Source organism: Stagnihabitans tardus (genome assembly GCF_009925085.1).
Taxonomy (GTDB): Bacteria; Pseudomonadota; Alphaproteobacteria; order Rhodobacterales; family Rhodobacteraceae; genus Stagnihabitans; species Stagnihabitans tardus.
In genome coordinates, this window is the sequence record NZ_JAABNR010000002.1 from 232,561 (window position 1) to 256,524 (window position 23,964).

At 66.1% G+C, this 23,964-nt stretch carries 17 protein-coding genes; 8 read left to right on the top strand and 9 right to left on the bottom strand.

Annotation, left to right across the window (positions count from 1 at the left end; genetic code table 11):
* Positions 1–4,533 carry a glutamate synthase large subunit gene (gene gltB / locus GV832_RS02835; protein WP_168773307.1) on the top strand — a complete coding sequence of 1,511 codons (4,533 nt, stop codon included), beginning with the start codon at positions 1–3 and terminating at the stop codon, positions 4,531–4,533.
* Between the two features lie 129 nt (positions 4,534–4,662).
* Here gltB and GV832_RS02840 read toward each other — a convergent pair whose 3' ends face one another.
* The 3 genes from GV832_RS02840 to rnr all read right to left on the bottom strand — a co-directional run bounded on the left by GV832_RS02840 (position 4,663) and on the right by rnr (position 8,826).
* Positions 4,663–5,865: a lytic murein transglycosylase gene (locus GV832_RS02840; protein ID WP_168773308.1), complete on the bottom strand. Its 1,203-nt coding sequence runs from the start codon at positions 5,863–5,865 to the stop codon at positions 4,663–4,665.
* A gap of 80 nt (positions 5,866–5,945) precedes the next feature.
* Positions 5,946–6,263 carry a low affinity iron permease family protein gene (locus tag GV832_RS02845; RefSeq protein WP_168773309.1) on the bottom strand — a complete coding sequence of 106 codons (318 nt, stop codon included), beginning with the start codon at positions 6,261–6,263 and terminating at the stop codon, positions 5,946–5,948.
* A 325-nt stretch (positions 6,264–6,588) separates the two neighbouring features.
* A complete protein-coding gene (gene rnr, locus GV832_RS02850; protein WP_168773310.1) occupies positions 6,589–8,826 on the bottom strand; it encodes a ribonuclease R in 2,238 nt (745 codons plus the stop codon).
* An 84-nt stretch (positions 8,827–8,910) separates the two neighbouring features.
* On the opposite strand from rnr, the gene GV832_RS02855 reads away from it, so the two are divergent.
* Together GV832_RS02855 and GV832_RS02860 are read left to right on the top strand one after the other, a co-directional pair.
* Entirely contained in the window at positions 8,911–10,224 is a 1,314-nt protein-coding gene (locus GV832_RS02855) for an aspartate aminotransferase family protein (RefSeq protein ID WP_168773311.1), read from the top strand.
* Between the two features lie 70 nt (positions 10,225–10,294).
* Positions 10,295–10,753 (top strand): tetratricopeptide repeat protein, encoded by a 459-nt coding sequence (locus tag GV832_RS02860; protein ID WP_168773312.1) that lies wholly within the window; start codon positions 10,295–10,297, stop codon positions 10,751–10,753.
* Positions 10,754–10,890: 137 nt separating this feature from the next.
* Here the strand turns inward: GV832_RS02860 and GV832_RS02865 are convergent, their stop codons facing one another.
* On the bottom strand, positions 10,891–11,700 hold the full coding sequence (locus GV832_RS02865; protein WP_168773313.1) for a dioxygenase family protein: 810 nt from the start codon (positions 11,698–11,700) through the stop codon (positions 10,891–10,893).
* 123 nt (positions 11,701–11,823) lie between these two features.
* On the opposite strand from GV832_RS02865, the gene GV832_RS02870 reads away from it, so the two are divergent.
* Complete coding sequence (locus GV832_RS02870) at positions 11,824–13,011, top strand: ATP-grasp domain-containing protein (RefSeq protein WP_168773314.1); 1,188 nt, start codon at positions 11,824–11,826, stop codon at positions 13,009–13,011.
* 552 nt (positions 13,012–13,563) lie between these two features.
* Here GV832_RS02870 and GV832_RS02875 read toward each other — a convergent pair.
* The gene (locus GV832_RS02875; RefSeq protein ID WP_168773315.1) at positions 13,564–14,586 is read right to left on the bottom strand and encodes an aspartate-semialdehyde dehydrogenase; all 1,023 of its coding nucleotides are present in this window, start codon (positions 14,584–14,586) and stop codon (positions 13,564–13,566) included.
* A gap of 165 nt (positions 14,587–14,751) precedes the next feature.
* Here GV832_RS02875 and GV832_RS02880 point away from each other — a divergent pair, with 165 nt between their 5' ends.
* The gene (locus tag GV832_RS02880) at positions 14,752–15,765 is read left to right on the top strand and encodes a DUF4424 family protein (RefSeq protein ID WP_168773316.1); all 1,014 of its coding nucleotides are present in this window, start codon (positions 14,752–14,754) and stop codon (positions 15,763–15,765) included.
* Here GV832_RS02880 and GV832_RS02885 read toward each other — a convergent pair.
* From GV832_RS02885 to trhO, 4 genes are all read right to left on the bottom strand, one after another.
* On the bottom strand, positions 15,747–16,367 hold the full coding sequence (locus tag GV832_RS02885; RefSeq protein WP_168773317.1) for a glycosyltransferase family 29 protein: 621 nt from the start codon (positions 16,365–16,367) through the stop codon (positions 15,747–15,749). The two genes, GV832_RS02880 and GV832_RS02885, sit on opposite strands and share 19 nt — an antisense overlap.
* Positions 16,364–17,377: a glycosyltransferase family 4 protein gene (locus tag GV832_RS02890; RefSeq protein WP_435531738.1), complete on the bottom strand. Its 1,014-nt coding sequence runs from the start codon at positions 17,375–17,377 to the stop codon at positions 16,364–16,366. Before GV832_RS02890 ends, GV832_RS02885 begins: the two co-directional genes overlap by 4 nt.
* Positions 17,378–17,395: 18 nt before the next feature.
* Positions 17,396–18,628, bottom strand: a complete 1,233-nt coding sequence (locus GV832_RS02895; RefSeq protein WP_168773319.1) for an MFS transporter — start codon at positions 18,626–18,628, stop codon at positions 17,396–17,398.
* Positions 18,629–18,694: 66 nt separating this feature from the next.
* Positions 18,695–19,498 carry an oxygen-dependent tRNA uridine(34) hydroxylase TrhO gene (trhO, locus tag GV832_RS02900; RefSeq protein ID WP_168773468.1) on the bottom strand — a complete coding sequence of 268 codons (804 nt, stop codon included), beginning with the start codon at positions 19,496–19,498 and terminating at the stop codon, positions 18,695–18,697.
* 88 nt (positions 19,499–19,586) lie between these two features.
* On the opposite strand from trhO, the gene pncA reads away from it, so the two are divergent.
* The 3 genes from pncA to pncB are packed head-to-tail and all read left to right on the top strand — an operon-like array spanning position 19,587 to position 23,847.
* A complete protein-coding gene (gene pncA, locus GV832_RS02905) occupies positions 19,587–20,198 on the top strand; it encodes a bifunctional nicotinamidase/pyrazinamidase (RefSeq protein ID WP_168773320.1) in 612 nt (203 codons plus the stop codon).
* 52 nt (positions 20,199–20,250) lie between these two features.
* Positions 20,251–22,503: a hybrid sensor histidine kinase/response regulator gene (locus GV832_RS02910; protein ID WP_168773321.1), complete on the top strand. Its 2,253-nt coding sequence runs from the start codon at positions 20,251–20,253 to the stop codon at positions 22,501–22,503.
* Between the two features lie 51 nt (positions 22,504–22,554).
* Positions 22,555–23,847: a nicotinate phosphoribosyltransferase gene (gene pncB, locus GV832_RS02915; protein ID WP_168773322.1), complete on the top strand. Its 1,293-nt coding sequence runs from the start codon at positions 22,555–22,557 to the stop codon at positions 23,845–23,847.
* Positions 23,848–23,964 lie beyond the last annotated feature (117 nt).

Consider the following 23,964-nt stretch of genomic DNA (forward strand, 5'->3'; position numbering starts at 1 on the left):
ATGACGCAATATGATGAAGCCTGGGTCGCCGCCGAGGAAGCCAAGCGCGCCTGGCTGGACGCCAATGGCCTGTACAAGACCGAGGACGAGCATTCCTCCTGCGGCGTGGGCCTTGTGGTGGCCGTGTCGGGCAAGCCCTCGCGCAAGGTGGTCGAGAACGGGATCAACGCGCTGAAGGCCGTCTGGCACCGGGGCGCGGTCGATGCCGATGGCAAGACGGGCGACGGGGCGGGGATCCATGTGCAGATCCCGGTCAAGTTCTTTTACGACCAGATCCGCCGCACGGGGCACGAGCCCGACATGGGCAAGCTGATCGCCGTGGGCCAGGTCTTCCTGCCGCGCACCGATTTCGGCGCGCAGGAGCGCTGCCGGACCATCGTCGAGACCGAGGTCCTGCGTCTGGGCCACTATATCTATGGCTGGCGCCATGTGCCGGTGGATACCTCCGTCCTGGGCGACAAGGCCAGCGCCACGCGCCCAGAGATCGAGCAAATCCTGATCCGCTGCGAGAACGGCACCGATCCCGAGCAGTTCGAGCGTGAGCTTTACATCATCCGCCGCCGGATCGAGAAGGCGGCGACGGCGGCGGGTATCCAGGGGATGTATCTCTGCTCGCTCTCCTGCCGGTCGATCATCTACAAGGGCATGATGCTGGCCGAACAGGTCGCGGTCTTCTATCCCGACCTGATGGACGAGCGCTTCGAATCCGCCTTCGCCATCTATCACCAGCGCTATTCCACCAACACTTTCCCGCAGTGGTGGCTGGCCCAGCCCTTCCGCATGCTCGCCCATAACGGCGAGATCAACACGCTGAAGGGCAACGTCAACTGGATGAAGAGCCATGAGATCCGCATGGCCTCCAGCGCCTTCGGCGACATGGCCGAGGATATCAAGCCGATCATCCCGGGCGGCACGTCTGACTCCGGTGCGCTGGATGCGGTCTTCGAGGTTCTGGTCCGTTCGGGCCGTAATGCGCCCATGGCCAAGACCATGCTGGTCCCCGAGGCCTGGTCCAAGCAGACCGTCAACATGCCCAAGGCCTGGGCCGATATGTATTCCTATTGCAACTCGATCATCGAGCCCTGGGACGGCCCCGCCGCCCTTGCCATGACCGATGGCCGCTGGGTCTGCGGCGGGCTCGACCGCAACGGTCTGCGCCCGATGCGATATGTCATCACGGGGGATGGCATGCTGATCGCGGGTTCCGAGGCTGGCATGGTTCCCGTGGATGAAGGCACCGTGCGCGAAAAGGGCGCGCTTGGGCCGGGTCAGATGATTGCCGTCGACATGCAAGAGGGCAAGCTCTACCACGACACGGAAATGAAGGACAAACTCGCCGCCGCCCAGCCCTATGGCGACTGGATCGAGAAGATCGTTGACCTGAACGCCCTCTTGCGTGACGTGCCCGAGGCGCCGACCCATACGGGCGACGACCTGCGCCGTCGTCAGTTGGCCGCGGGCTATACGCTGGAGGAAATCGAGCAGGTCCTTCTGCCCATGGCCGAGGATGGCAAGGAAATGGTCGCCTCGATGGGCGATGACACGCCGGTGGCGGTTCTCTCGAACGTCTACCGCCCGCTGAGCCACTTCTTCCGCCAGAATTTCTCCCAGGTGACCAACCCGCCGATCGACTCGCTTCGTGAGGGTCGGGTCATGTCGCTGAAGACCCGCTTCGGCAACCTGCGCAACGTGCTGGACGAGAATTCCTCGCAGTCCGAAATCCTCGTCCTGGAAAGCCCCTTCATCGCCAATGGCGAGTTCAAGGTCCTGGTCGAGCGTTTCGGCGCCCAGGTGGCCCATATCGACTGCACCTTTGCGCCGGGCCCGGATGCCTTGCGCAAGGCGCTGGAGCGGATCCGCACCGAGGCCGAGGACGCCGTCCGTTCGGGCGCGGGCCAGCTGGTCCTGACCGACGAACACCAGGGCGCAGAGAAAGTCGCCATGCCGATGATCCTCGCGACCTCGGCGGTGCATTCCTGGCTGACGCGGAAAGGCCTGCGGACATTCTGCTCGATCAACGTGCGTGCGGCCGAGTGCATCGATCCGCATTACTTCGCGGTGCTGATCGGGTCGGGTGCCACGACGGTCAACCCCTATCTGGCCGAAGACACCATCGCCGACCGGATCTCGCGCGGTCTGCTGGAGGGCTCCTTGGTCGATGCCATGCGGCTTTACCGCGATGCCATCGACGCGGGTCTCTTGAAGATCATGTCCAAGATGGGGATCTCGGTGATCTCCTCCTATCGCGGCGGTCTGAACTTCGAGGCCGTGGGCCTGTCGCGCGCCATGGTGGCCGAGTATTTCCCCGGCATGCAAAGCCGCATCTCGGGGATTGGTCTGGTCGGCATCCAGATGAAGTCCGAAGAGGTCCATGCCAAGGGCTGGACCGCGGATACCCGCGTCCTGCCGGTCGGTGGCTTCTACAAGGCGCGGCGCTCGGGCGAGAAGCATGCCTGGGAAGCCCAGACCATGCATATGCTGCAATCGGCCTGCGACCGGGCGTCCTATGACATCTGGAAGCAGTATTCCGCAGCGATGCGGGCCAATCCGCCGATCCATATCCGCGACCTGTTGGACATCAAGGCCCTGGGCAAGCCGGTGGCCATCGAGGAGGTGGAAAGCATCACCTCGATCCGCAAGCGGTTTGTGACGCCGGGCATGTCGCTGGGGGCGCTCGGGCCCGAGGCGCACAAGACCCTGAACGTTGCCATGAACCGCATCGGGGCGAAGAGCGACTCCGGTGAGGGTGGCGAAGACCCGGCGCATTTCCTGCCCGAGGCCAATGGCGACAACCCTTCGGCCAAGATCAAGCAGGTGGCCTCCGGTCGCTTTGGCGTCACGGCGGAATATCTGAACGCCTGCGAAGAGCTGGAGATCAAGGTGGCCCAGGGCGCCAAGCCCGGCGAGGGTGGCCAGCTTCCGGGGATGAAGGTCACGGCGCTGATCGCGCGGCTGCGGCATTCGACGCCGGGGGTGACTCTCATCAGCCCGCCGCCGCACCATGACATCTATTCCATCGAAGACCTGGCGCAGCTGATCTATGACCTGAAGCAGATCAACCCGCGCGCCAAGGTGACGGTCAAGCTGGTGTCCTCGTCTGGTGTCGGCACGATTGCCGCGGGCGTGGCCAAGGCCAAGGCCGACGTGATCCTGATCTCGGGCCACAATGGCGGGACCGGGGCCAGCCCTGGCACCTCCATCAAATACGCGGGTCTCCCGTGGGAGATGGGTCTGACCGAGGCCCACCAGGTCCTCGCGATGAACAACCTGCGCGAGCGGGTGACGCTGCGGACCGATGGCGGCCTGCGGACCGGTCGTGACGTTGTCATGGCCGCGATGATGGGCGCCGAAGAGTTCGGGATCGGCACCGCCGCCCTGATCGCCATGGGCTGCATCATGGTGCGTCAGTGCCAGTCCAACACCTGCCCCGTGGGCGTCTGCACGCAGAACGAGGCGCTGCGCGCCAAGTTCACCGGCACGGCGGACAAGGTGGTCAACCTGATCACCTTCTATGCCCAGGAGGTGCGGGAGATCCTCGCCTCGATCGGCGCGCGGTCCCTGGACGAGATCATCGGGCGGGCGGATCTCTTGGCGCAGGTCTCGCGCGGGTCGGTCTTCCTCGATGACCTCGACCTGAACCCGCTCTTGATCTCGGTCGATTCGATGCAGAAGATCACCTACGACCGGTCCAAGCCGCGCAACCATGTGCCCGACACGCTGGATGCCGAGATCATCAAGGACGGCCACCGCTTCTTTGAAGACGGCGAGAAGATGCAGCTCTCCTATGCGGTGCGGAATACCTTGCGCACCATCGGGACGCGGGCGTCTTCCCATATCGTCAAGCGGTTCGGCATGCGCAATCAGCTGCAGGCCGATCATCTGACGGTGAAGCTGACCGGGTCTTGCGGGCAAAGCTTGGGCGCCTTCGCGGTGCGCGGGCTGAAGATCGAGGTCCAGGGCGATGCCAACGACTATGTCGGCAAGGGGCTTTCGGGGGCGACGATTGTCGTGCGGCCCTCGATGACCTCGCCCTTGAAGGCGGAAGAGAACACCATCGTCGGCAATACGGTTCTGTATGGCGCGACGGATGGGTTCCTTTACGCTGCTGGCCGGGCCGGTGAGCGGTTCGCCGTGCGGAACTCGGGCGCCAAGGTGGTGGTCGAGGGCGCGGGGTCGAATGCTTGCGAATACATGACCGGCGGGGTTGCGGTGATCCTGGGGCGGATCGGGGCCAACTTTGGCGCCGGGATGACCGGGGGCATGGCCTATCTCTATGACCCCGAGGGCGTGGCTGAGGATTACATGAACCTCGAGACGCTTCTGACCTGTGGTCTCGGCCATCCGCATTGGGAGGCGCAAGTGAAGGGCTTGATCGAGGCACATGTCGCCGAGACGGGCTCGCGGTTGGGCGCGCGGATCCTGGCCAACTGGGCGGAAGAGCGGGCGAATTTCCTGCAGGTCTGCCCGAAGGAAATGGTGTCTCGGCTGTCGCATCCCTTGTCGGATGAGGCGGTGAAGGTTCCGGCGGAGTAAGACCAAAGGGCCGGAGCGAAAGCTCCGGCCCTTTGACCAAGCGGAGATCCTGCGGATCAAGAGATGCATTCGGGGGGCTTTGCCCCCGTCCCTGCGGGACTCCCCCAGGATATTTGCGCCAAGTTGAAATCAGGGGAGGAGGGGGAGGAGGTCCGGGCTGGCATAGCCGTCGGGGATCAGGCCCTTGGCTTTCTGGAAGGCGCGGATGGCGGCCTGGGTGTTCGGGCCGATCTTGCCATCGGCGCCTTTCGTGTCGAAGCCTGCGCGCGTCAGGCCCTGTTGCAGGGCGATGCGCTCGGCAAGCGTCAGGGCGCGGAGGTCCCGGGGCCAGTCGTGCTGGAGCGGCGCGGCGCCCTTGATGCGGTCGGAGAGGTGGCCCACGGCGATGACATAGGCATCGGCGGGGTTATAGGCCTCGATGGCGTGGAAGTTGGGGCAGATCAGGAAGGCGGCGCCGCGGTGGCCTGCGGGGGCCAGGAGCGAGGCCTGGCAGTCGGGGAGAGTTTCGCTGACCGGTTCGACGCCGAGCGCGGCCCAATCGGCGCCGGGTTTCTTGATGCGTTCGCCCACCAGGGACCAGTCGATGTCCCGGGGCAGGGTGACTTCCACGCCCCAGGGGCCCTCGCCCCAGCCCCAATGGGCGAGAAAAGCTGCCGTCGAGGCCAGGGCATCGGTCGGATCATCGGCCCAAAGCGCGCGCTGGCCGTCGCCGTCGAAATCGACCGCGAGGCCCAGGACATTGGAGGGCATGAACTGCGTATGGCCAAGGGCCCCCGCCCAGGAGCCTTTCAGGCCAGGGTCGGCGCCGTCCTGGACCAGGCGCAGGGCGGCGACCAGCTCGCTCTCGAAATAGGCGGCGCGTCGGGTCGAGGAGGCCAGGGTTGCAAGACCCGCCAGGACGGGCACATCGCCGCGATTGGCGCCGTAGTCGCTTTCCAGGCCCCAGATGGCGACCACGACGGCGGGATCGACGTGATAGGCGGCCTCGATCCGCGCGAGGGTGGCCGCATGGGTCTTCATTGCCTCTTGCCCCCGCGCCACGCGGTCCTCGGAGACGGCGCGGTCGAGGTAATCCCAGATCGTCCGGGAGAACTCCGCCTGGTTGCGGTCGCGCTCCAGAACGTCTTCGCGGGCGACCATTGCCGGCCTTGCGCGGGCCCAAGTGGCTTCGGTGATCCCGGCGGCAAGGGCGCGGGTGTGGAAGGCGTCAAGCCAGGCGGGAAGGTCGGCCATGGTCCAGCTTTCGGACAGGGGGGAGTATCCCCGGGAGGCGGGCGGATCGGCCAGGGCCGGGGCGGCAAGCGCCATCAGAAGCAGGAGAAACCGTCCCATGGGGTTTTGATGCCCGATGGGACGGGTCAAGGCAAGAGCCGCCTCCCTGCGCGCAGGGTGCGCTTCAGCGCACCGCCCCCTCAGGCCGCGCGCAGCCTCGGTTGGTCGCGCAGAAGCCCGAGGATCTCGGCATTCTGCCGCTCCAGCCTGTGCAGGTGGTCCTGCAGCTCGGCAATCGTGCGGTTGCCGGTGTTCTGCAAGAGGAAGACCATCAGGAAGGTGGTGATCGTGGTCCCGGTGTTGATCACCAGTTGCCAGGTGTCCGAGAACTGGAACAGGGGCCCGGAGATGCCCCAGGCCAGGACCACGGCAAAGGCCAAGAGAAAGACCAGGGGGCGGCCCATGGCATTGGAAATCCAGGTTGCCAGCCGCTCGAAGCGGTTGTGGATGAAGGTCATCGTATTCTCCTTGTGCGACCGGCCGCCCGGGCCGCGCACAAGGGGTCACCCCTGGATGCGGTCCTCGGACGGCTCGGTCGATCGACTGTCGGGTGACATGTTGAAACCTTGGGTGAAACGGGCATGGCGCCCGCGAGGGGGGAGATAGCAGGGAAGGCGCGGGAAATCAACCCGCCGGGGCGTGAGGCGTCGGGCCGGTCGCCAGCGGGGCGAGGTCCCGGATCAAGCCCGGGACGGCGGAGAGTGGGTGAAGGCGGTCGCGCCCAGGCGACGGCGCGGCCTGGGCGTTCTCGTTCCGCTGCGTAGCCCGGGGTATACCCCGGGCTCAGCGCCGGGTGCGGGTGACCTTCTTCTTGATCCCGTCGCTGCGCGCCTTGAAGCCCGCGCCCTTGCGGGGGCTATAGCCTTTGCCGCGCGGGGCGGGGCTGCGGGTGCTGCCTTCGACGTTCAGCAATTCCAGCACCAGGCCGCCGGTCGTGGGCGTGGCCTCGGCGAGGCGCACCGTGACGCGCTGACCCAGGCCGAGCGTTGTGCCGGTATCGGCGCCCGTCAGGGTCTGGGTCTCTTCGTCATAGCGGAAGTATTCCCGGCCGACGGAGCGGATGGGGACCAGCCCATCCGCCCCGGTCTCGTCCAGCTTGACGAAGAGGCCGAACTTCTGGACGCCAGCGATGCGGCCCGAAAACTCGGTGCCGACGCGGTCGGAGAGATAGGCCGCCAGGTAGCGATCGGTCGTGTCACGCTCGGCCGCCATGGACCGCCGCTCGGTGTCCGAGATCAGCTTGGCGGTCTCTTCCAGGTTCTCCACATCCCAGGGCGAGAGCCCGTCCTTGCCCCAGCCATGCGACGCAATCAGTCCGCGATGGACGATCAGGTCGGAATAGCGCCGGATCGGCGAGGTGAAATGCGCGTAGTTCCGCAGCGCGAGCCCGAAATGGCCGAAGTTCTGCGGGGCGTAATAGGCCTGGGTCATGGACCGCAGCGCGGTGATGTTGATGAGCTCGGCGAATTCGGAGCCCTGGGCGGCCTCCAGGAGCCGGTTCAGATGGGCGGTCTTCAGCACCTGGCCCTTGGCGAGCACGAAGCCCGAGGCCTGGGCCACCTCCCGCAGGGCGTCCAGCTTTTCGGGCGAGGGCTCTTCGTGGACGCGGAAGAGGAGGGGCTGTTTCAGGCGGATCAGCTCTTCGGCGGCGGCGACATTGGCCAGGACCATGAACTCTTCGATCAGCTTGTGGGCGTCGAAGCGCTCGGCGAAGGCGACCGAAGTCACCTGGCCCTCGTCGTTCAGGATGATCTTGCGCTCGGGCAGGTCAAGCTCCAGCGGCTGGCGGGCGGCTCGGGCGGCTTTGAGGCTGGCATAGGCGGCGTAGAGCGCGCGCAGGTTGCCCAAAAGCGGCAAGGTCGCGGCATCGGGGCTGCCGTCGATGGCCGACTGGACCTGGGCGTAGCTCAGCGCGGCCTTGGACCGCATCAGGCCGCGCGTGAAGCTGTGCCGCAGCTTCCGCCCGTCGCGGTCGATGACCATGCGGACGGCGAGGCAGGCGCGGTCGACATTCTCGTGCAGCGAACAGAGGTCGCCCGAGAGGATATCGGGCAGCATCGGCACGACGCGGTCGGGGAAATAGCTGGAGTTGCCGCGCTTCCTCGCCTCACGGTCGAGGGCCGAGCCGGGGGTCACGTAATGGGCGACATCGGCGATGGCCACCCAGAGGATATGGCCGCCTTCGTTATGCGGGTCACTATCCGGCTCCGCGTAAACCGCATCGTCGCGGTCGCGGGCGTCGGGCGGGTCGATGGTGCAGAGCGCCAGGTCCCGCAGGTCCTCACGCGAGCCCAGGGGCGCTTCGACCTTGCCGTCCGCCTCGGCGATCACCGCATCGGGGAAGTCGTCGGGGATGCCGTGCTGGTGGATGGCAATGAGGCTCACCGCCTTGGGGCCCGAAGGGTCGCCCAGCCGCACGATGATCCGGGCCGAGGGCAGGCCCATGGAGCGTTTGCCGATCAGCTCGGCCTCGACCAGTTCGCCATCACGGGCCTCGTTCACGCCGTCACGCGGCACCCGCCATTCCTTGTCCGAGCCCTTGTCGATGGGCTGGATTCGGCCCCCCTCGGCCGATTTGCGGAAGATCCCCAGGACCTTGTGCGCCGTGGTCCCCAGGGCGCGGATCAGCCTTGCCTCATAGCCATGGTCCTCGCCCGTCACCCGTGTCAGGCGCGCCAGGATCCGCATCCCCTCGCCCAGGGCCGGGTCGCCCTTCTGTGGCACGATCAGGATGGCCGGGCCATCGGTCGGCACGCCGGCCTCCAGGGGCCGGGCGAAGAGGTCGCCATCGGCATCGGGAGCCAGCACCTCCAGCACGGCGACGGGGGGCAAGACGCCCTCGGCGCGGCGCGGAGCGCGCGGCAGGCCATCCTCTGCCTCGATCTCGTCGATCATGCGGGCGAGGTCGCCCCTTGCCGCACCCTTGATGCCGAAGGCACGGGCGATGTCGCGGCCATTGGCCTGGAGCGGATTTTCAGCGATCCACTGGCGGATCTGGGCTTTGGAGGGGAGAGGGGTCATGCCCCCCCGTAGCACCTTTGGCGCAAAGGGGAAAGCCTTGCGGGGAAAGGGCGCCCCTGCCACTCTGCCCGCCAGAGGTGCCCCATGACCAGAGACAGCCTGACCACGACCCAAGCCCTGCCCAAGGTGACCCGCGCCAAGGGGTCCTACCTGTGGGATGCCACCGGCAAGCGCTATATCGACGGCTCCGGCGGGCCTGCGGTCTATTGCCTGGGTCATGCGCATGACGAGGTCAACGAGGCCGTCTTTGCCCAGATGCGCGACATCGCCCATGGCTATCGCTACAACTTCACCACCGACGCGCTGGAGGAGCTGACGCAGGTCCTGCGCGACCGGACCGGGATGGCGGAGATGGTCTTCGTCAGCTCGGGCTCCGAGGCGGTCGAAAGCTGCCTGAAGATCGCGCTGCAATATCACACGGCGCGAGGCGAGAAGACCCGGCGGCGGTTCATCTCGCGTGAGCGGTCCTGGCATGGCAATACGCTGGGGGCCCTGGGGCTCTCGGGCTTTGCGGAGCGGACCCTGGCCTATGAGGGCGCCTTCATCCCCTCGATCAAGCTCTCTCCGGCCAATGATTACAGGCCCTTGGGCCCCGACAATGCCGCGGCCTGCGCGGCAGAGCTGGAGGCCGCGATCCTGAAGGCGGGGCCCGAGACCATCGCCGGTTTCGTCTTCGAGCCCGTCGTGGGGGCGGCGGGGGGCTGCGTGCCCGCGCCTGCGGGCTATGCGGCCCTGGTGCGCGAGATCTGCGACCGTTACGGCGTCCTGATGATCGCCGACGAGGTCATGTGCGGCGCGGGCCGCACCGGGACCTGGTCCGCGCTGCAACATGACGGGGTCACGCCTGATATCATGTCCATCGCCAAGGGCCTCGCGGCGGGCTACGTCCCCCTGGGCGCCGCGCTGTGCACCGCCAAGGTCTGGGAGCCGATCCGCGCCGCCGATGGCGCCTTTGGCACGGGGCACACCTTCACCGGCCATACGGCGGCCTGTGCGGCGGCCCTGGCAGTGCAGAGGATCATCACCCGCGACGGGCTTTTGCCCCGGGTGGCGGAGAATGGCGGCCTTCTGAAGGCCTGGCTGGGCGCGGCGCTCGCCGATGTGGAGTTCATCGGCGATATCCGTGGCCGCGGCCATTTCATCTGCGCCGAGCTGGTCGAGAATCGCGCGACCAAGGCGCCTTTTGACCCCTCACGGAAGCTCTTCCTGAAGATCAGGGCGCGGGCGATGGAGAACGGGCTGATCTGCTATCCGGTCGGCGGCAATGTCGATGGCAAGCGCGGCGATATCGTCATCCTGGCGCCGCCTTACAATGCAACCGAGGCCGAATTGGTCGAGATCGTCGACAAAACCGTCCGCTCGATCCGTGAAGTCCTGGCCTTGGAAAGGATTGGTTAACTTTCACGCGCCATTGATGAGTCGTGAGCCCAGGTCCGTGTTAGGGTGCAAAAAAACAAGGGGAAGTGCCATGATCCAGTTCTACTCTGCCTTGATGATCATCGGTCTGGCCTTCTTTACCCTGATGGCCGGGCCGTCGATGGCGGTGGGCACCTCGGATGGCAGCAGCGAGACGGCCGCCGCCCCCTATGACGAGGCCAAGGCCATGGTGGATGAGGGCTCTTATGCCGCCGCCCTGCCGAAACTCGTGGGCCTGGTGCAGAACGACCCGGGCAATGCCGATGCCTGGAACCTCTTGGGTTTCACCTATCGCAAGCTGGGCCAGCTTGAGGACAGCGATGCCGCCTATCTGAAGGTCCTGGCGATCAACCCCGACCACCTGGGCGCCTTGGAGTATCAGGGCGAGCTCTTCATCACCCAGGGCAAGATCGACGCGGCCAAGGCGAACCTCGTCAAGCTGCAAGGTCTCTGCGGGAATTGCGAAGAGGCGGAAGACCTGGAAAAGGCACTGAAGGCCGCCGGGGCGTAAGACCCGGGGTTTACCCCGGGCTACGCTGTGGCAGGGGCGCGCGCCCTCGTTCCTGGGAGCTTTGGCGGTGACCCGGGGTTTACCCCGGGCTACAGGAGCCCCCTCGGTATCGGGACTGTTGAGGGTGGTAGGGGTGTTCAGCCCAGACCCACGGTGACCTTGGCCGCATAGCCCGTGGCCGTCCGGGTCATGGTCAGAAGCTGCTGCGCCACCTGCTCGGGCGTGTTGTCGCCGAAGACATTGTCGCCATCCAGGCTCGTCCGGTCGAGGTTCCGCAGGCTGGCGGGATAGCGCGCATCGGCATAGGCCTCGCGGCAGGTCGCCTCGGGCAGGGCCATCTGCGAGGTCAAGAGCGCCCCGCCCGCCACCGCCGCCTCGGCCGAGGCGAAGACCTCGAAATGGATATGGGGCCAGCGCCCGTCGTAGCAGCCCGGCACGATGGTCGTGACCCGCGCCACGCCCGAGGCATCGGTCAGCACCACGCCGCGCAGGTAGTTCCGCTCGGGCAGGTCATAAAGCGAATAGCGCCCCTCGGCATCGGCATGCCACAGGTAAATCGCATGGCCGCCCAAGGGTTTGCAGCCGTCGACCGAGATCAGCGCAATCTCCAGCTCCAGGGGGATGCCCTCCGCCGCTCCGTCCAGGTCGCCGAAGGAGGTCCTGATATCGTCGCGCATCACGCTCTGCTGTTTCAGCACATCGACCACCTGCCCCTCGCGGCTGTTCGAGCCATCGGCGGGATAGGGGCCATTGGTCTCGGCGGGAGTCTTCAGACATTGGCCGCCATCCGCGCCGGTGCCAAAGACATTGGCCTCGGAATCGGAAGGCGGCAGGGCCTGCGCCAGGGCATAGCCGCCCAAGCCCAGCCCCAGAAGCGAGAGAACCACCCCCCGCCGTCCCATCAGCCGCGGCAGGTCGCGCGCCAAACCTTCATCATCGTCGTGCATTTTCGCCTCATTTTTCCAAAGCTGTGCGGCATAAACGGCAGGGTGGCGCCATTCCGTCGCGCCCGTCAACGAAATCTCCACCTCTGCGCGGCCAACTGCCTTCAGGTCCAGAAGGAGCACGGAATGACGAATCTCGCCCCTCTTGCGCGAAGCCTTGGCCATGAGGCCATTTTGCGCAAAGTCTATGAACAGGCCGATCTTGGCCCCCTGGCCACGCGGCTGGCCGAAAGGGCGGGGCCACGCGATCCGGCGGCGGCATTGGACCTGTCGACGCTGCTGATGACCCAAGGTGGCGCTATGGCGGCGGAAGGCCAGGCGATGCAACGCGCCGCCGCCCGCTTTCAGCGCAGCTACGAGATCCCGCATGGGGCGGCCACCGGCCCGCGGATCCTGGCCTTCGTGACACCCGGCGATTTCATGTCGAACACGCCGATCGACTTCCTTCTGGCCGGCACCGATGCCGTGCTGATCCTGCATTTCGTCGATGCCGAGACCGAGGATCTGTCGGATCTGCCCCCCCATGACGTGGCCTTCATGGCAGTCGGAGAGGGGCCGCAGAATGCCGCCGTCCTGACCAACCTCTGCCGTCTCTTGCAGGATTTCCCCGGCCCGGTGCTGAACAATGCACCCGGAACCATCCTGCGCCTGTCGCGCGACCGGGTCAGCGCCATGCTGCAGGATATCCCGGGTCTTCTGTGCCCGCCCACCACGCGGATGACCCGCGCGGCCCTGACGGCCGTCGCGCGGGCCCGGCGCTTCTTCGACTATCCGGCCGTGCTGCGGCCCCTGGGCAGCCATGCGGGCCATGGCCTGGCCCGGGTCTGCGATCCCGACGAGCTGGTGGCCTTCCTCTCCCTGAACCCCGAGGAGGAGTTCTACGCCGCCCCCTTCATCGACTACCGCGATGCGCAGGGCCGCTTTGCCAAGGCCCGGGTGGTCCTGATCGGCGGCAAGCCCTTTGCCAGCCACCTCGCGGTCTCCGAGCACTGGATGGTCCATTACCTGAACGCCGCGATGGAGACCAACGCCGACCGCCGCGAAGCCGAGGCCGCCTGGATGGAGGATTTCGACCAGGGCTTCGCCAAGCGCCACGGGGCGACGCTCCAGGCCCTGGCCGTTCGCCTGGGGCTGGATTACTTCGGCATCGACTGCGCCGAAATGCCGGATGGGCGGCTCCTGGTCTTCGAACTCGACGTGGCGATGATCGTCCATGACATGGATTGCGCGACGCTCTTCCCCTACAAGAAACCCGCGATGCGTAAGCTCTTCGACGCCTTCGTCGCCCTGTGCGACGCCCGGTCCCACCTCTGAACGGCGGGGAGGCGCTGCCTCCCCGAGCCCCTCCGGGATATTTGGGCCAAGGTGAAAGACAAGAGGTCTCGCGCCGTGGTCCGGCGTGTCCTCAGCGGGCCGAGGCAAGGGGCGAAGTCTTCCTTTGGCCCTCTGTAGATCACCCAAAGACTCCAGGCTGGACCAAGATCCCTCAAGCGCGTCGCGCCAAGCCAAGCGCCATCCGGGGCCCTTCACGCCTTCTCATATCCGCCCGCCCGAGCCTCTCCAATGCCCCGCCGCAACCGGGCGAGCCCCCGCAACGCCAAAGCCAATGCTCTTTCAACTTGGCGCAAATACTCCTGCTGGAGGCTCATGACTTTCATCCGGGACCTCCGCCTTTCCCCCGATGGTCAGGGCAATTCTCGCCCCTTTCACATTGGCCCAAATATCCCCGCCGGAGGCTCCCCCCCTCCCCCCAGCACCGACCCCAGGCCCCCAAGCGCCTGCTGTCCTCGCAGTCGGCAGGGCCGCACGCAAAGGAAAAGGGCCCCGCCGACAGTCGGCAGGGCCCCCTCCTCAACTCGAGCGACTTCAGCCCTTCTTCAGGACCTTGCTGCCCAGCAGTTCCGCGATCTGCACCGCGTTCAGCGCCGCGCCCTTGCGCAGGTTGTCGGACACGCACCACAGCGAGATGCCATTCTCGATCGTCGAATCCTGGCGCACGCGCGACACATAGGTCGCATATTCACCCACGCATTCGATGGGGGTGATGTAGCCACCGGGTTCGCGCTTGTCGATCAGCATGACGCCCGGCGCCTCGCGCAGGATGTCTTGCGCTTCCTGCCAGTCCAGGGGCTCTTCGAACTCGATGTTGATGGCTTCGGAGTGGCCGACAAAGACCGGCACCCGGACGCAGGTCGCGGTGACCTTGATCTTGGGGTCCAGGATCTTCTTGGTCTCGGCCACCATCTTCCACTCTTCCTTGGTCGAACCATCGTCCAGGAAAACGTCGATATGCGGGATCACGTTGAAGGCGATCTGCTTGGAGAACTTCTTCGGCGGCACTTCGGCGACCGGGTTATAGACCGCCTTGGTCTGATCCCAGAGCTCGTCCATGCCCTCTTTCCCCGCGCCCGAGACCGACTGATAGGTCGCCACGACCACGCGCTTGATCTTCGCGCGGTCATGCAGGGGCTTCAGCGCCACGACCATCTGCGCGGTCGAGCAGTTCGGGTTGGCGATGATGTTCTTCTGCTTGTAGCCAAAGATCGCATCAGCATTCACTTCCGGCACGATCAGGGGAACCTGCGCGTCGTAGCGATACAGAGAAGAGTTGTCGATCACGATACAGCCCGCCGCCGCAGCCTTGGGCGCATAAAGCTTCGTCGCCTCCGAGCCCACCGCGAAAAGCGCGATGTCCCAGCCGGTGAAGTCGAAAGTATCCAGGTCCTTGGTCTTCAAAGTTCGGTCGCCAAAGCTGACTTCGGTGCCGAGAGATTTGCGCGACGCCAGCGCCACGATCTCATCGACGGGGAACTCGCGCTCGGCGAGGATGTTCAGCATTTCGCGGCCCACGTTGCCCGTGGCACCCGCGACGACGACTTTATAGCCCATCGGGGTTCTCCTATAGATCTTCCGACATGAAAGACGGGGTCGCATAGCGTGAATACGACGCGGGGGAAAGCGGATTCGTCGCGGATGGGCGGGCAAAGCGCCAGCCCCGCGCCAGCCTGTCGCAAAAGGGAGTTTGACATGAAACGCATTGCCTTGGTTCCTTGCATGGCTCTTCTCCTGGCCGGGCCTGCCCTGGCCAACGACGGGTTCGGCGGGTTCACCGCCACGGGCCTGACCTTTGGCCAGACCGACAAGGTCGCGATGGAGACCGAGGATCTTATGATCTCTCCCGACCGGATTTCGGTCGATTACACCTTTCGCAACCTGACCGACCAGGATGTCACCGGCGAGGTGATCTTCCCCCTGCCGCCGATCCCGATGGGCGATCTGATCAATGGGATGTGGAACCTGCCCGAGGATACCCTTCGCGAAAACCTCATGGATTTCAAGGCTGTGGTCGATGGCGCGCCGGTTGCCCTGCAGATCGACCGCCTGGCCGTGATCCTGCCCGAGGCCTGGTGGGAGCTGACGCCCTCCCAGCAATATGACACGCCCGGCCAGGATGTGACGGCGCTTTTGGCCGAACATGGGCTTGCCGTCTCGCTGGATGGCGAGAGGGCCTGGGAGGAGATCCAGGCGCTCTCTCCCGCTTCCCGCGATGCGCTTTTGGCGGCGGGGGTGATCGGGGATTACGACGACACCGAGGGCTTCGACCTTTACCCCAATTGGTCGGTCGTTCTGCGCTATCACTGGACCCAGACCTTCAAGGCGGGCGCCGTGACGAAGGTGCATCACGACTACGAGAACCGCCCGACCGGCGGCGTCTTTGGTTGGGAGCATCCGCCGGAACAGGATTACCTGAAGGACATCGCCCGGACCTATTGCATCGACGAGGGCACCTCCACGGCCATCGCCAAGGCCCTGGCCCGTCCCGATGCCAGTGAGGGCGCCTGGGGCATGGCCTATCAGATCGACTATGTCCTGCGCACCGCCAATTCCTGGGCCGGGCCGATCCAGCGCTTTACCCTGACCCTGGACAAGGGCGACCCCGCCAACGTCATCTCGCTTTGTGCCGAGGGGGTGAAGAAGACCGGGCCCACCACCTTTACCGTCGAGAAGACCGATTTCACCCCGGATCAGGACCTGAAAATCCTGCTGGTTCAGCCCGCCGGAGAGTGAAGCGCAAAGCGCGGGTCGGTGGCCATGAGGCGCTCGACGAAATCGCGTTCGGCGGCGAAGTCATGCGGCACTTGGGCTGCGGTGCGTGACCCCGACAGCGACATCGAGGCGAAGAAGTCGAAGCCCCAAAGGTCCACCTTCGCGGCCTGAGACCGCGCCAGAAGGTCGATCATCATAAGCCCGGTGGTCGGCGGCGCCCCAAGGGTTGCCGTCAGCCGGGCGATATCCTCCAGCGGGTGCAGGTAGAAGCCCGGGCTCTGCGCCAGGCCCCAGCTCAGCCTTTTGCGTTTCGGGCTCATCCACAGGATGCGGCCGGGGCGCAACCGCTCCAGGTCGCGCTGCGGCAGGCTGGTCGCCAGGGCCAGCATGTCGGTCCTGGTGCCATGGCTTTCCGTGCTGGGCATCGGCGCGCGGTTGATGCGGATGACCAGGTCGGCGGCGTCGATCTGCTCTCCCGCGCCAGATAGGGCGCGGGCATTGCCGACCAGGGCCACGGATTTCCCTGCCAGATCGGCCTGCAAGTCAGATTCCGGGACCGAAAGTGCCGCAATCGGCGCCTCGCGCCGGAAGGTGCGCGCCCAAAGGAAGCCCAGCCGGTTCATGCCAGCATCTCGCGGTAGATGCGGACGATGGCCGCGGCCTCGTCCTCGATGCGGTGATGCGACAAGGCGCGGGCGCGGGCCGCGGCGCCCTTTTCGGCCAGGGGCCAGGTCAGGGCCGCCGCGATGGCCTCGGTCAGGGCGGGCAGGTCATCGGGCGGGACCAGGGCGCCGACCTCGGGCACGACCAGGCTCTCGAAGGCCCCGGTGCGGGTGGCGACCAGGGGGACACCGCAGGCCATGGCCTCGAGGGGCGTCAGGCCAAAGCCCTCCCAGCGCTGCGGGGCGACGTAGAGGTCCAGCGCGCGATACCAATCGGCCACTTGGTCGACGGGGACCTCGGGGGGGAAGAGGATGCGGTCCGACAGGCCAGCGGCCTGAACCTCCGCCACCAGGCCCTCGTAGAAGTCGCGGAACTTGCCCACCGCGCGGCCCATCACCAGGGCTGTGACCCCGGGGTGATCGGGCAGAAGCCGGATCATCGCGCGGACGAAATGGTCGGTCCCTTTCGACGGCCTGATCCGCCCATAGCAGCCGACCAAGACCCCTTCCGGCAGGCCGAGCCGCGCCCGCAGGGCCGCGCGGTCCGGTGAAGGGGAAAAGCTCTCGGTGTCGATGCCATGCATGATCACGGTCGAAGGCCGCTCCAGATAGCCCGCCGTCCGGTCAGAGGTCGCGATCACCCGGTCCATCTTGCCGATCAGCCACTTGGTATAGCCCGTGTGCCGCCGCTGCGAGGCCGAGGTGAAAAGGAGCTTCAGCCGCCGCCGGAAGAGCCCCTTCAGCACAAGGCCCAAAAGCATCTCGGTGTTGCGCCGCGCGTGCCAGACCCGGAGCCGGTCGCGGCTCAGCCACAGGCAAGAAATCAGGGGGATATGCGGCAGGCCCGCAGGCAGGCCCGGCCCGGTCGCAACGATGCCGATCAGGCGCGCCTGCAGGGGGATCAGCCGCACGACGGTGGCCGTGACGCCCGACAGGCGGCGCTTCAGGTTGGGGGCTACGACCTCGATCATGCCCCCCATTTAGCCGGTTCAGGCCGGGACTGCCACCCGATGCTCTCGGATCGGCAGGTGGATCAGCGCGGAAAAGGCTCCGACTCCGATGCCCACCCACCAGACCAGGGTGTAATCCCCGGTCAGGTCATACATCTTGCCGCCCAGCCAGACGCCGAGGAAAGAGCCCAACTGGTGGCTGAGGAAGACGAAACCGTAAAGCGTGCCCATGTAGCGGATGCCGAAGAGATGCGCGACCAGGCCCGAGGTCAGCGGCACGGTGGCCAGCCACAAAGCCCCCATGACGGCCGAGAAGGCCAGCACGGTAAAGGGCGTCATCGGCGCCATGATGAAGGCCGCCGAGGCCAGTGTCCGCGCCGTATAGATCCCCGCCAGCAGGTATTTCTTGCTGAACCGCTTCCCCAGCGCCCCCGCATAGATCGACCCCGCGATGTTGAAGAGCCCGATGACCGAGATCGACACCGCCCCCAGCGTCGAGGTCGTCGAAATCCCCATCCCCGCCAGCATCCCATTCGGGTCGATGGCCGCGCAGGCCTCGGTGACGAAGGCCGGGAAATGGGCGGTGATGAAGGCCAGCTGGTAGCCACAGCTGAAAAAACCCATGAAGATCATGGCATAGGACGGGTCCTTGAAGGCGCGGATCAGGACGGTGCCGAGGCTTTCCTGCAGCTCTGCCTTGGAGGCCAGGGGCTGGGCCCGCAGGAACGGGAGCGCGAAGAGGGTGCAGAGGATGACCACGGCAAAGATGACGAAAACCGTGGTCCAGGGAAAGACGTGCAACAGCGCCTGGGCGGTGGGCGCGCCGATGACCTGTCCGGCGGAGCCCGCCGCCGTGGCTATCCCTAAGGCCAGGGAACGGTTCTCGGGGTGGCTCGCGCGGCCCACGATGGCCAGGATCACGCCAAAACCGGTGCCCGCGATGCCGAAGCCCACCAGCACCTCCAGCGCCTGCATCATGCCCGGCGTGGTGGCGTAAGACGACAGGACCAGGCCCAGGGCATAAAGCAGCGCCCCGGCGATGATGGCGCGGCGGTCGCCAAAGCGTTCGGCCAGGGCGCCGAAGATCGGCTGACCGATCCCCCAGGCCAGGTTCTGCACCGCAATGGCCATCGAGAAATCCGACCTCGGCCAGCCGAAACTGTCATGGATCGGCAGCTGGAAGACGCCAAAGCTCGCGCGGATGGCGAAGTTCAGCATCAGGACGGCGCAGCCCGCGATCAGGATCGGGGTGAAGACGGAGGGACGGGTCATGGGGGCTCCTGCGAAGGCCGCCAACTTCGGCCTTTCGCCCGTCGCCGTCAAATTCCGTTTTGTGATTCAGCCCTCGGAGGGGCGCTGGTTGTCCTTGGGGCAGAGGTGGCTTGCGCCCTCGGGCACCGGGCGGCCACAGGCCATGCACATGCCGGTGCGGCCCTGGCGCAACCCATGGCCCACCGCGATCCGGTGGTCGAAGACGAAGCACTCGCCCTGCCAGAGGCTCTCCTCTTCGGGGACCTCTTCGAGGTATTTCAGGATGCCGCCCTGCAGGTGGAAGACCTCTTCGACGCCCTCGCCCAAGAGGTAGTTGGTCGATTTCTCGCAACGGATGCCGCCGGTGCAGAACATGGCGATGCGCTTGCCTTCGAACTCGGCCTTGTGGGCCTGCCACCAGGCCGGGAAGTCGCGGAACTTCGTCGTCTGCGGGTCGACGGCGCCCTTGAAGGTCCCGACCTCGACCTCGTAATCGTTGCGGGTGTCGATCACGGCGACATCCGGCGCGCTGATCAGAGCGTTCCATTCCTTGGGCGGGATATGGCGGCCGACCTTTGCCCGGGGGTCGATCCCCGGCACGCCCAGGGTCACGATCTCCTTCTTCAGCTTCACCTTCACGCGGGGGAAGGGCATGCGTTCCGCCGGGCTTTCCTTCCAGACCAGGTCCGCGCAGCCGGGCAGGGCGCGGATATGGGCGATCACCGCGTCGATCCCCTGACGCGTCCCCGCGATGGTGCCGTTGATCCCCTCTGACGCCAGGAGCAGCGAGCCCATGACGCCCCATTCAGCACAAAGCGCCCTCAGCCCCGGGCGCAGGGCATCCGGGTCGGGGAAGGGGGTGAAGTGATAAAGCGCTGCCACGACGAACATGGGCGCGGGATAAACCGGGGCGGGGCCAAGGTCCAGCCTCTTGCCTGCGACGCCCCGCCGCGCCACTCTGCGGCAAAGGAGACTGCCCATGTCTGTCATTACCGCCTCTGAAGCCCTGATCGTCATCGACGTGCAAAACGACTTCTGCCCCGGAGGCGCCCTGGCCGTGGCCGGGGGGGATGAGATCGTGGCGCCGATCAACGCGCTGATGGAGCGCTTTGACACGGTCGTCCTGACCCAGGACTGGCATCCGGCGGATCACAGCTCCTTTGCCGCCAACCACCCGGGCGCGCAGGCTTTTTCCGAAATCGACATGGCTTACGGCCGCCAGACGCTCTGGCCCGTCCATTGCGTGCAGGGGACGGAAGGGGCGGCCTTTCACCCCGGCTTGCAGACCGACCCGGCCCATCTGGTGATCCGCAAGGGCTTTCGGCGCCAGATCGACAGCTACTCGGCCTTTTTCGAGAACGACCGCCAGACGCCCACCGGGCTCGAGGGCTATCTGCGGGGGCGGGGCGTGACCTCGGTGACGCTGGTGGGGCTGGCCACCGACTACTGCGTGGCCTTTTCCGCGCTGGACGCAAGGGCGCGCGGCTTTGGCGTGACGCTTCTGCCCGACCTCTGCCGGGCCATCGATCTCGGCGGCTCGCTCCTGCGGCAAAGGCAGGCGATGACGGCGGCGGGCGTGGTCTTCGGTTAATTCCCCGTTAGGCTCATTGGCTTAGGCTTCCGCCAAACTGCGGAAGATGGGCATGGCCGAATCCACAACCGAATCCGAGGTCTTGACCGACCTCAAGCGGCTAGAACACCGGATGAGCCCGCCTGGCCGCCTTCTCAGCTTTGCCCATGCGCGGCTGCGGGCCTTCCCCCTGCGGCTGGCGCTGACCTTTTACGGCGTCTTCGTGCTTGCCCTGCTGGAGGATGCGCGCCTGGCCCTGGCCCTGGCGCTCCTGAGCCTGATCGGCGAGACGGTGGATGCGCTGGGCCTGCGCACCGCCATCGCATGGACCGAAAGGGACATGGCCCGCGGCATGGAAAGCCGCCGCCCCCTGCGGGTCATTGCCTTGGCCACCACGCTTCAGTCCCTGACCCTGGTCGCCAGCATCGACCTGGCCTGGAGCAAGTCTGGCCCGCATGAGATGCACTTCTTCGCCGCCGTCTTCCTGGTCGCGGCGCTGATCAACGCGGGTTACGGACGGGTCTACCTGCCGCAGATCGCCGACCTGCGCATGGCGATCTATCTGTCGGCCGGCGTCGTCATGAACCTGTGGGAGTTCGTCAGCACTCCCGGCGGTTTCAGTCGCGAGCATCTGTATTTCGCAGCCTCCTTCCTGCTTCTGGTCATCCTGGCCGCGATCTTCGTCCGCACGGCAGAGCGCAACCACCAGCACCGCCGACTGTCCGAGTATCGGCTGCTGAAACACCAGCAGGAACAAGAGCTTGCCCGCGCAGCCCTTGCCCGCCACGCGGCCGAAAGCGAAAGGCTGGCCCTGGTGGCGCAATATGCCAACGACAGCATCCTGGTCTGTGGGCCGGATGGGCGGATCGAATGGGTCAACGACACCTTCACCCGCATCACCGGCTATGCCATGGCCGAGGTTCTGGGCCATCTGCCCGCAGAGGTCCTGAACGCCGACGACACCGACCCGGCCACGACCTCCCGCCTGGTCGAGGCGCGACGGCGCCAGCAGCCCCTGCGGGTCGAGGTTCTGAACCGTGGCAAGTCGGGGCGGCTCTTCTGGATCGAGACCTCGATCACGCCGATCTTCGATGACGACGGCACCCTCACCCGCTGGATCGCGGTTGAACGCGAGGTGACCGAGGCCAAGGCGCGCGAGGCCGAACTGGCCCGCGCCCGCGCTGCCGCCGAAGAGGCCGCCCAGTCGAAATCCCGCTTCCTGGCCAATATGAGCCACGAGATCCGCACGCCGATGAACGGGGTGATCGGGGTGGCCGAGCTGCTCAGCCAGACCCGGCTCAACGCCACCCAGCGCGACTATGTCGAGACGATCCTTGATTCGGGGCGGCTTCTCCTGGAGATCATCAACGACATCCTCGACCTGGCCAAGTTGCAATCCGGCAACCAGCCGCTTGAGGCCAAGCCCTTCGAGCTGCAGGCCACGGTCGAGGGCGTGGTGCGCATCCTGACCCCGGTCGCCTCCAAGAAGGGCATCAGGCTCCGCGCCGAGATCGAGGGCGAGGCCACGGTCCTTGGCGACGAGGGCAAGCTGCGGCAAATCCTGGTCAACCTTGTGGGCAACGCGGTCAAGTTCACCCTGACCGGCGAGGTCGTCATCAAGGTCCGCCCGCCCATCGTCGCGGGCCAGATGCTGGAGATCGCGGTTCAGGACACCGGCATCGGCATCGCCCCCGACCGCATCCAGCGCATCTTCGAAAGCTTTGCCCAGGCCGACAACGGCATCTCGCGCCAGTTCGGCGGCACGGGGCTTGGCCTGACCATCTCCTCCATGCTGGCCGAAAGGATGGGGGGCGGGATCTCGGTGCGCTCGGAAATCGGCCATGGCTCGACCTTTACCCTGCGCGTCGACATGCCTCTGACCAGGCTTTCGCCTGCCGAGGCGCCCTTGCCAAGCACCGCCGCCCTGCGTCCCGGGTTGCGTATCCTGGTGGCCGAGGACAACCGCACCAACATGATGATCCTGCGCAAGATGCTCAAGGACCAGGTGGCCGCCCTGATCGAGGCCGAGGACGGCGAAGAGGCCGTCCGCCTCTGGCACGAGACGCAGCCCGACCTTGTCTTGATGGATGTGCTGATGCCCAAGAAGGACGGGCTGCAGGCGACGCGCGAGATTCGCGCCGCCGAGGCGGAGGGCGGGGGTCATTGCCCGGTCCTGGCGCTGACCGCCAATGCCTTTGGTGAGGACCGCGCCGCCTGTCTCACCGCCGGGATGGATGGGTTCCTCGTCAAGCCGCTCAGCAAATCCGACCTGATCGCCGCGATCTCGCGTCATTGTCCCTCCGAACCCCTGCGCGATACCGGCTGATTTGACCTTGCCCCGCCCCGGTGCCATGGTGCGCCACGAAGGAGCCCCTCCATGGTCGAAATTGCCACCCGTGTCTGGAACCACCGCTGGAAGATCGACCCGATCGTCCGGTCCCTGATCGACACGGACTTCTACAAGCTCTTGATGTGCCAGTCGATCTTTCGCAACAAGCCCGATGCGACGGTGCAATTCTCGCTTCTGAACCGGTCGTCGAAAATCCGCCTGGCCGAGTTGATCGACGAGGGGGAGCTGCGCGAACAGCTGGACCATGTGCGCAGCTTGTCGCTCAGCCGGGGGGAAAGCACCTGGCTGCGCGGCAACATGTTCTACGGCAAGCGCCAGATGTTCCGCCCCGATTTCATGGAGTGGTTCGAGGGCCTTCGCCTGCCGCCCTATCACCTGGAAAAACGCGACGGCCAGTTCGAGCTGACCTTCGAGGGCCGCTGGCCCGAGGTCATGCTCTGGGAGATTCCCGCTCTGGCCGTCCTGATGGAGCTGCGCGGCCGCGCGGTCCTGGGGCGCCTCGGCCGCTTTGAACTCGAGGTGCTTTACGCCCGCGCCATGACCAAGCTGTGGGAGAAGATCACCCGGCTGAAGCGGCTGGAAGGGTTGAAAATCGCCGATTTCGGCACGCGTCGCCGGCACAGCTTCCTCTGGCAGGACTGGGCCGTCCAGGCGATGATGGAGGGGCTGGGGCCCAAGTTCACCGGGACCTCGAACTGCCTGATCGCCATGCGCCGCGACATCGAGGCCATCGGCACCAATGCCCATGAGCTGCCGATGATCTACTCCGCCCTGGCCAATTCCGATGAGGAACTGGCCAATGCGCCCTACCAGGTCCTGGCCGACTGGCAGGAGGAACACGACGGCAACCTCAAGATCATCCTGCCCGACACCTATGGCACCGCCGGTTTCCTGGCCCGGGCGCCCGACTGGCTGGCCTCCTGGACCGGGATCCGCATCGACAGCGGCGACCCGGCCGAGGGCGCCGAGACCGCCATCGCCTGGTGGAAGGCGCGCGGCGAGGATCCGCGTCAGAAGCTGATCATCTTCTCGGACGGCCTGGATGTCGAACAGATCGAGACGCTGCAGGCGCGCTTTGCCGGGCGCTGCAAGGTCTCTTTCGGCTGGGGCACGATGCTGACCAACGATTTCGTGGGGCTTTCCCCCGACGACGGGCTCGCGCCCTTCAGCCTGGTCTGCAAGGCGGTTTCGGCCAATGGGCGGCCCACGGTCAAGCTCTCGGACAACCCGAACAAGGCCATGGGTCCGGCCGAAGAGATCGCGCGTTACAAGCGGGTCTTCGGCGTGGGAGATCAGCAGGCATTCGAGATCAAGGTCTGACGCCCGGGGCGGTTGACAAGCCCCCCGCCGCCCGCGAAAAAGGCCGCATGGGGCCAGCGGTCGCCCCACGAGGCGTCAGCCGAAGCCCGCGTTCCCCCAAGGCTCGAAAGGAACGCA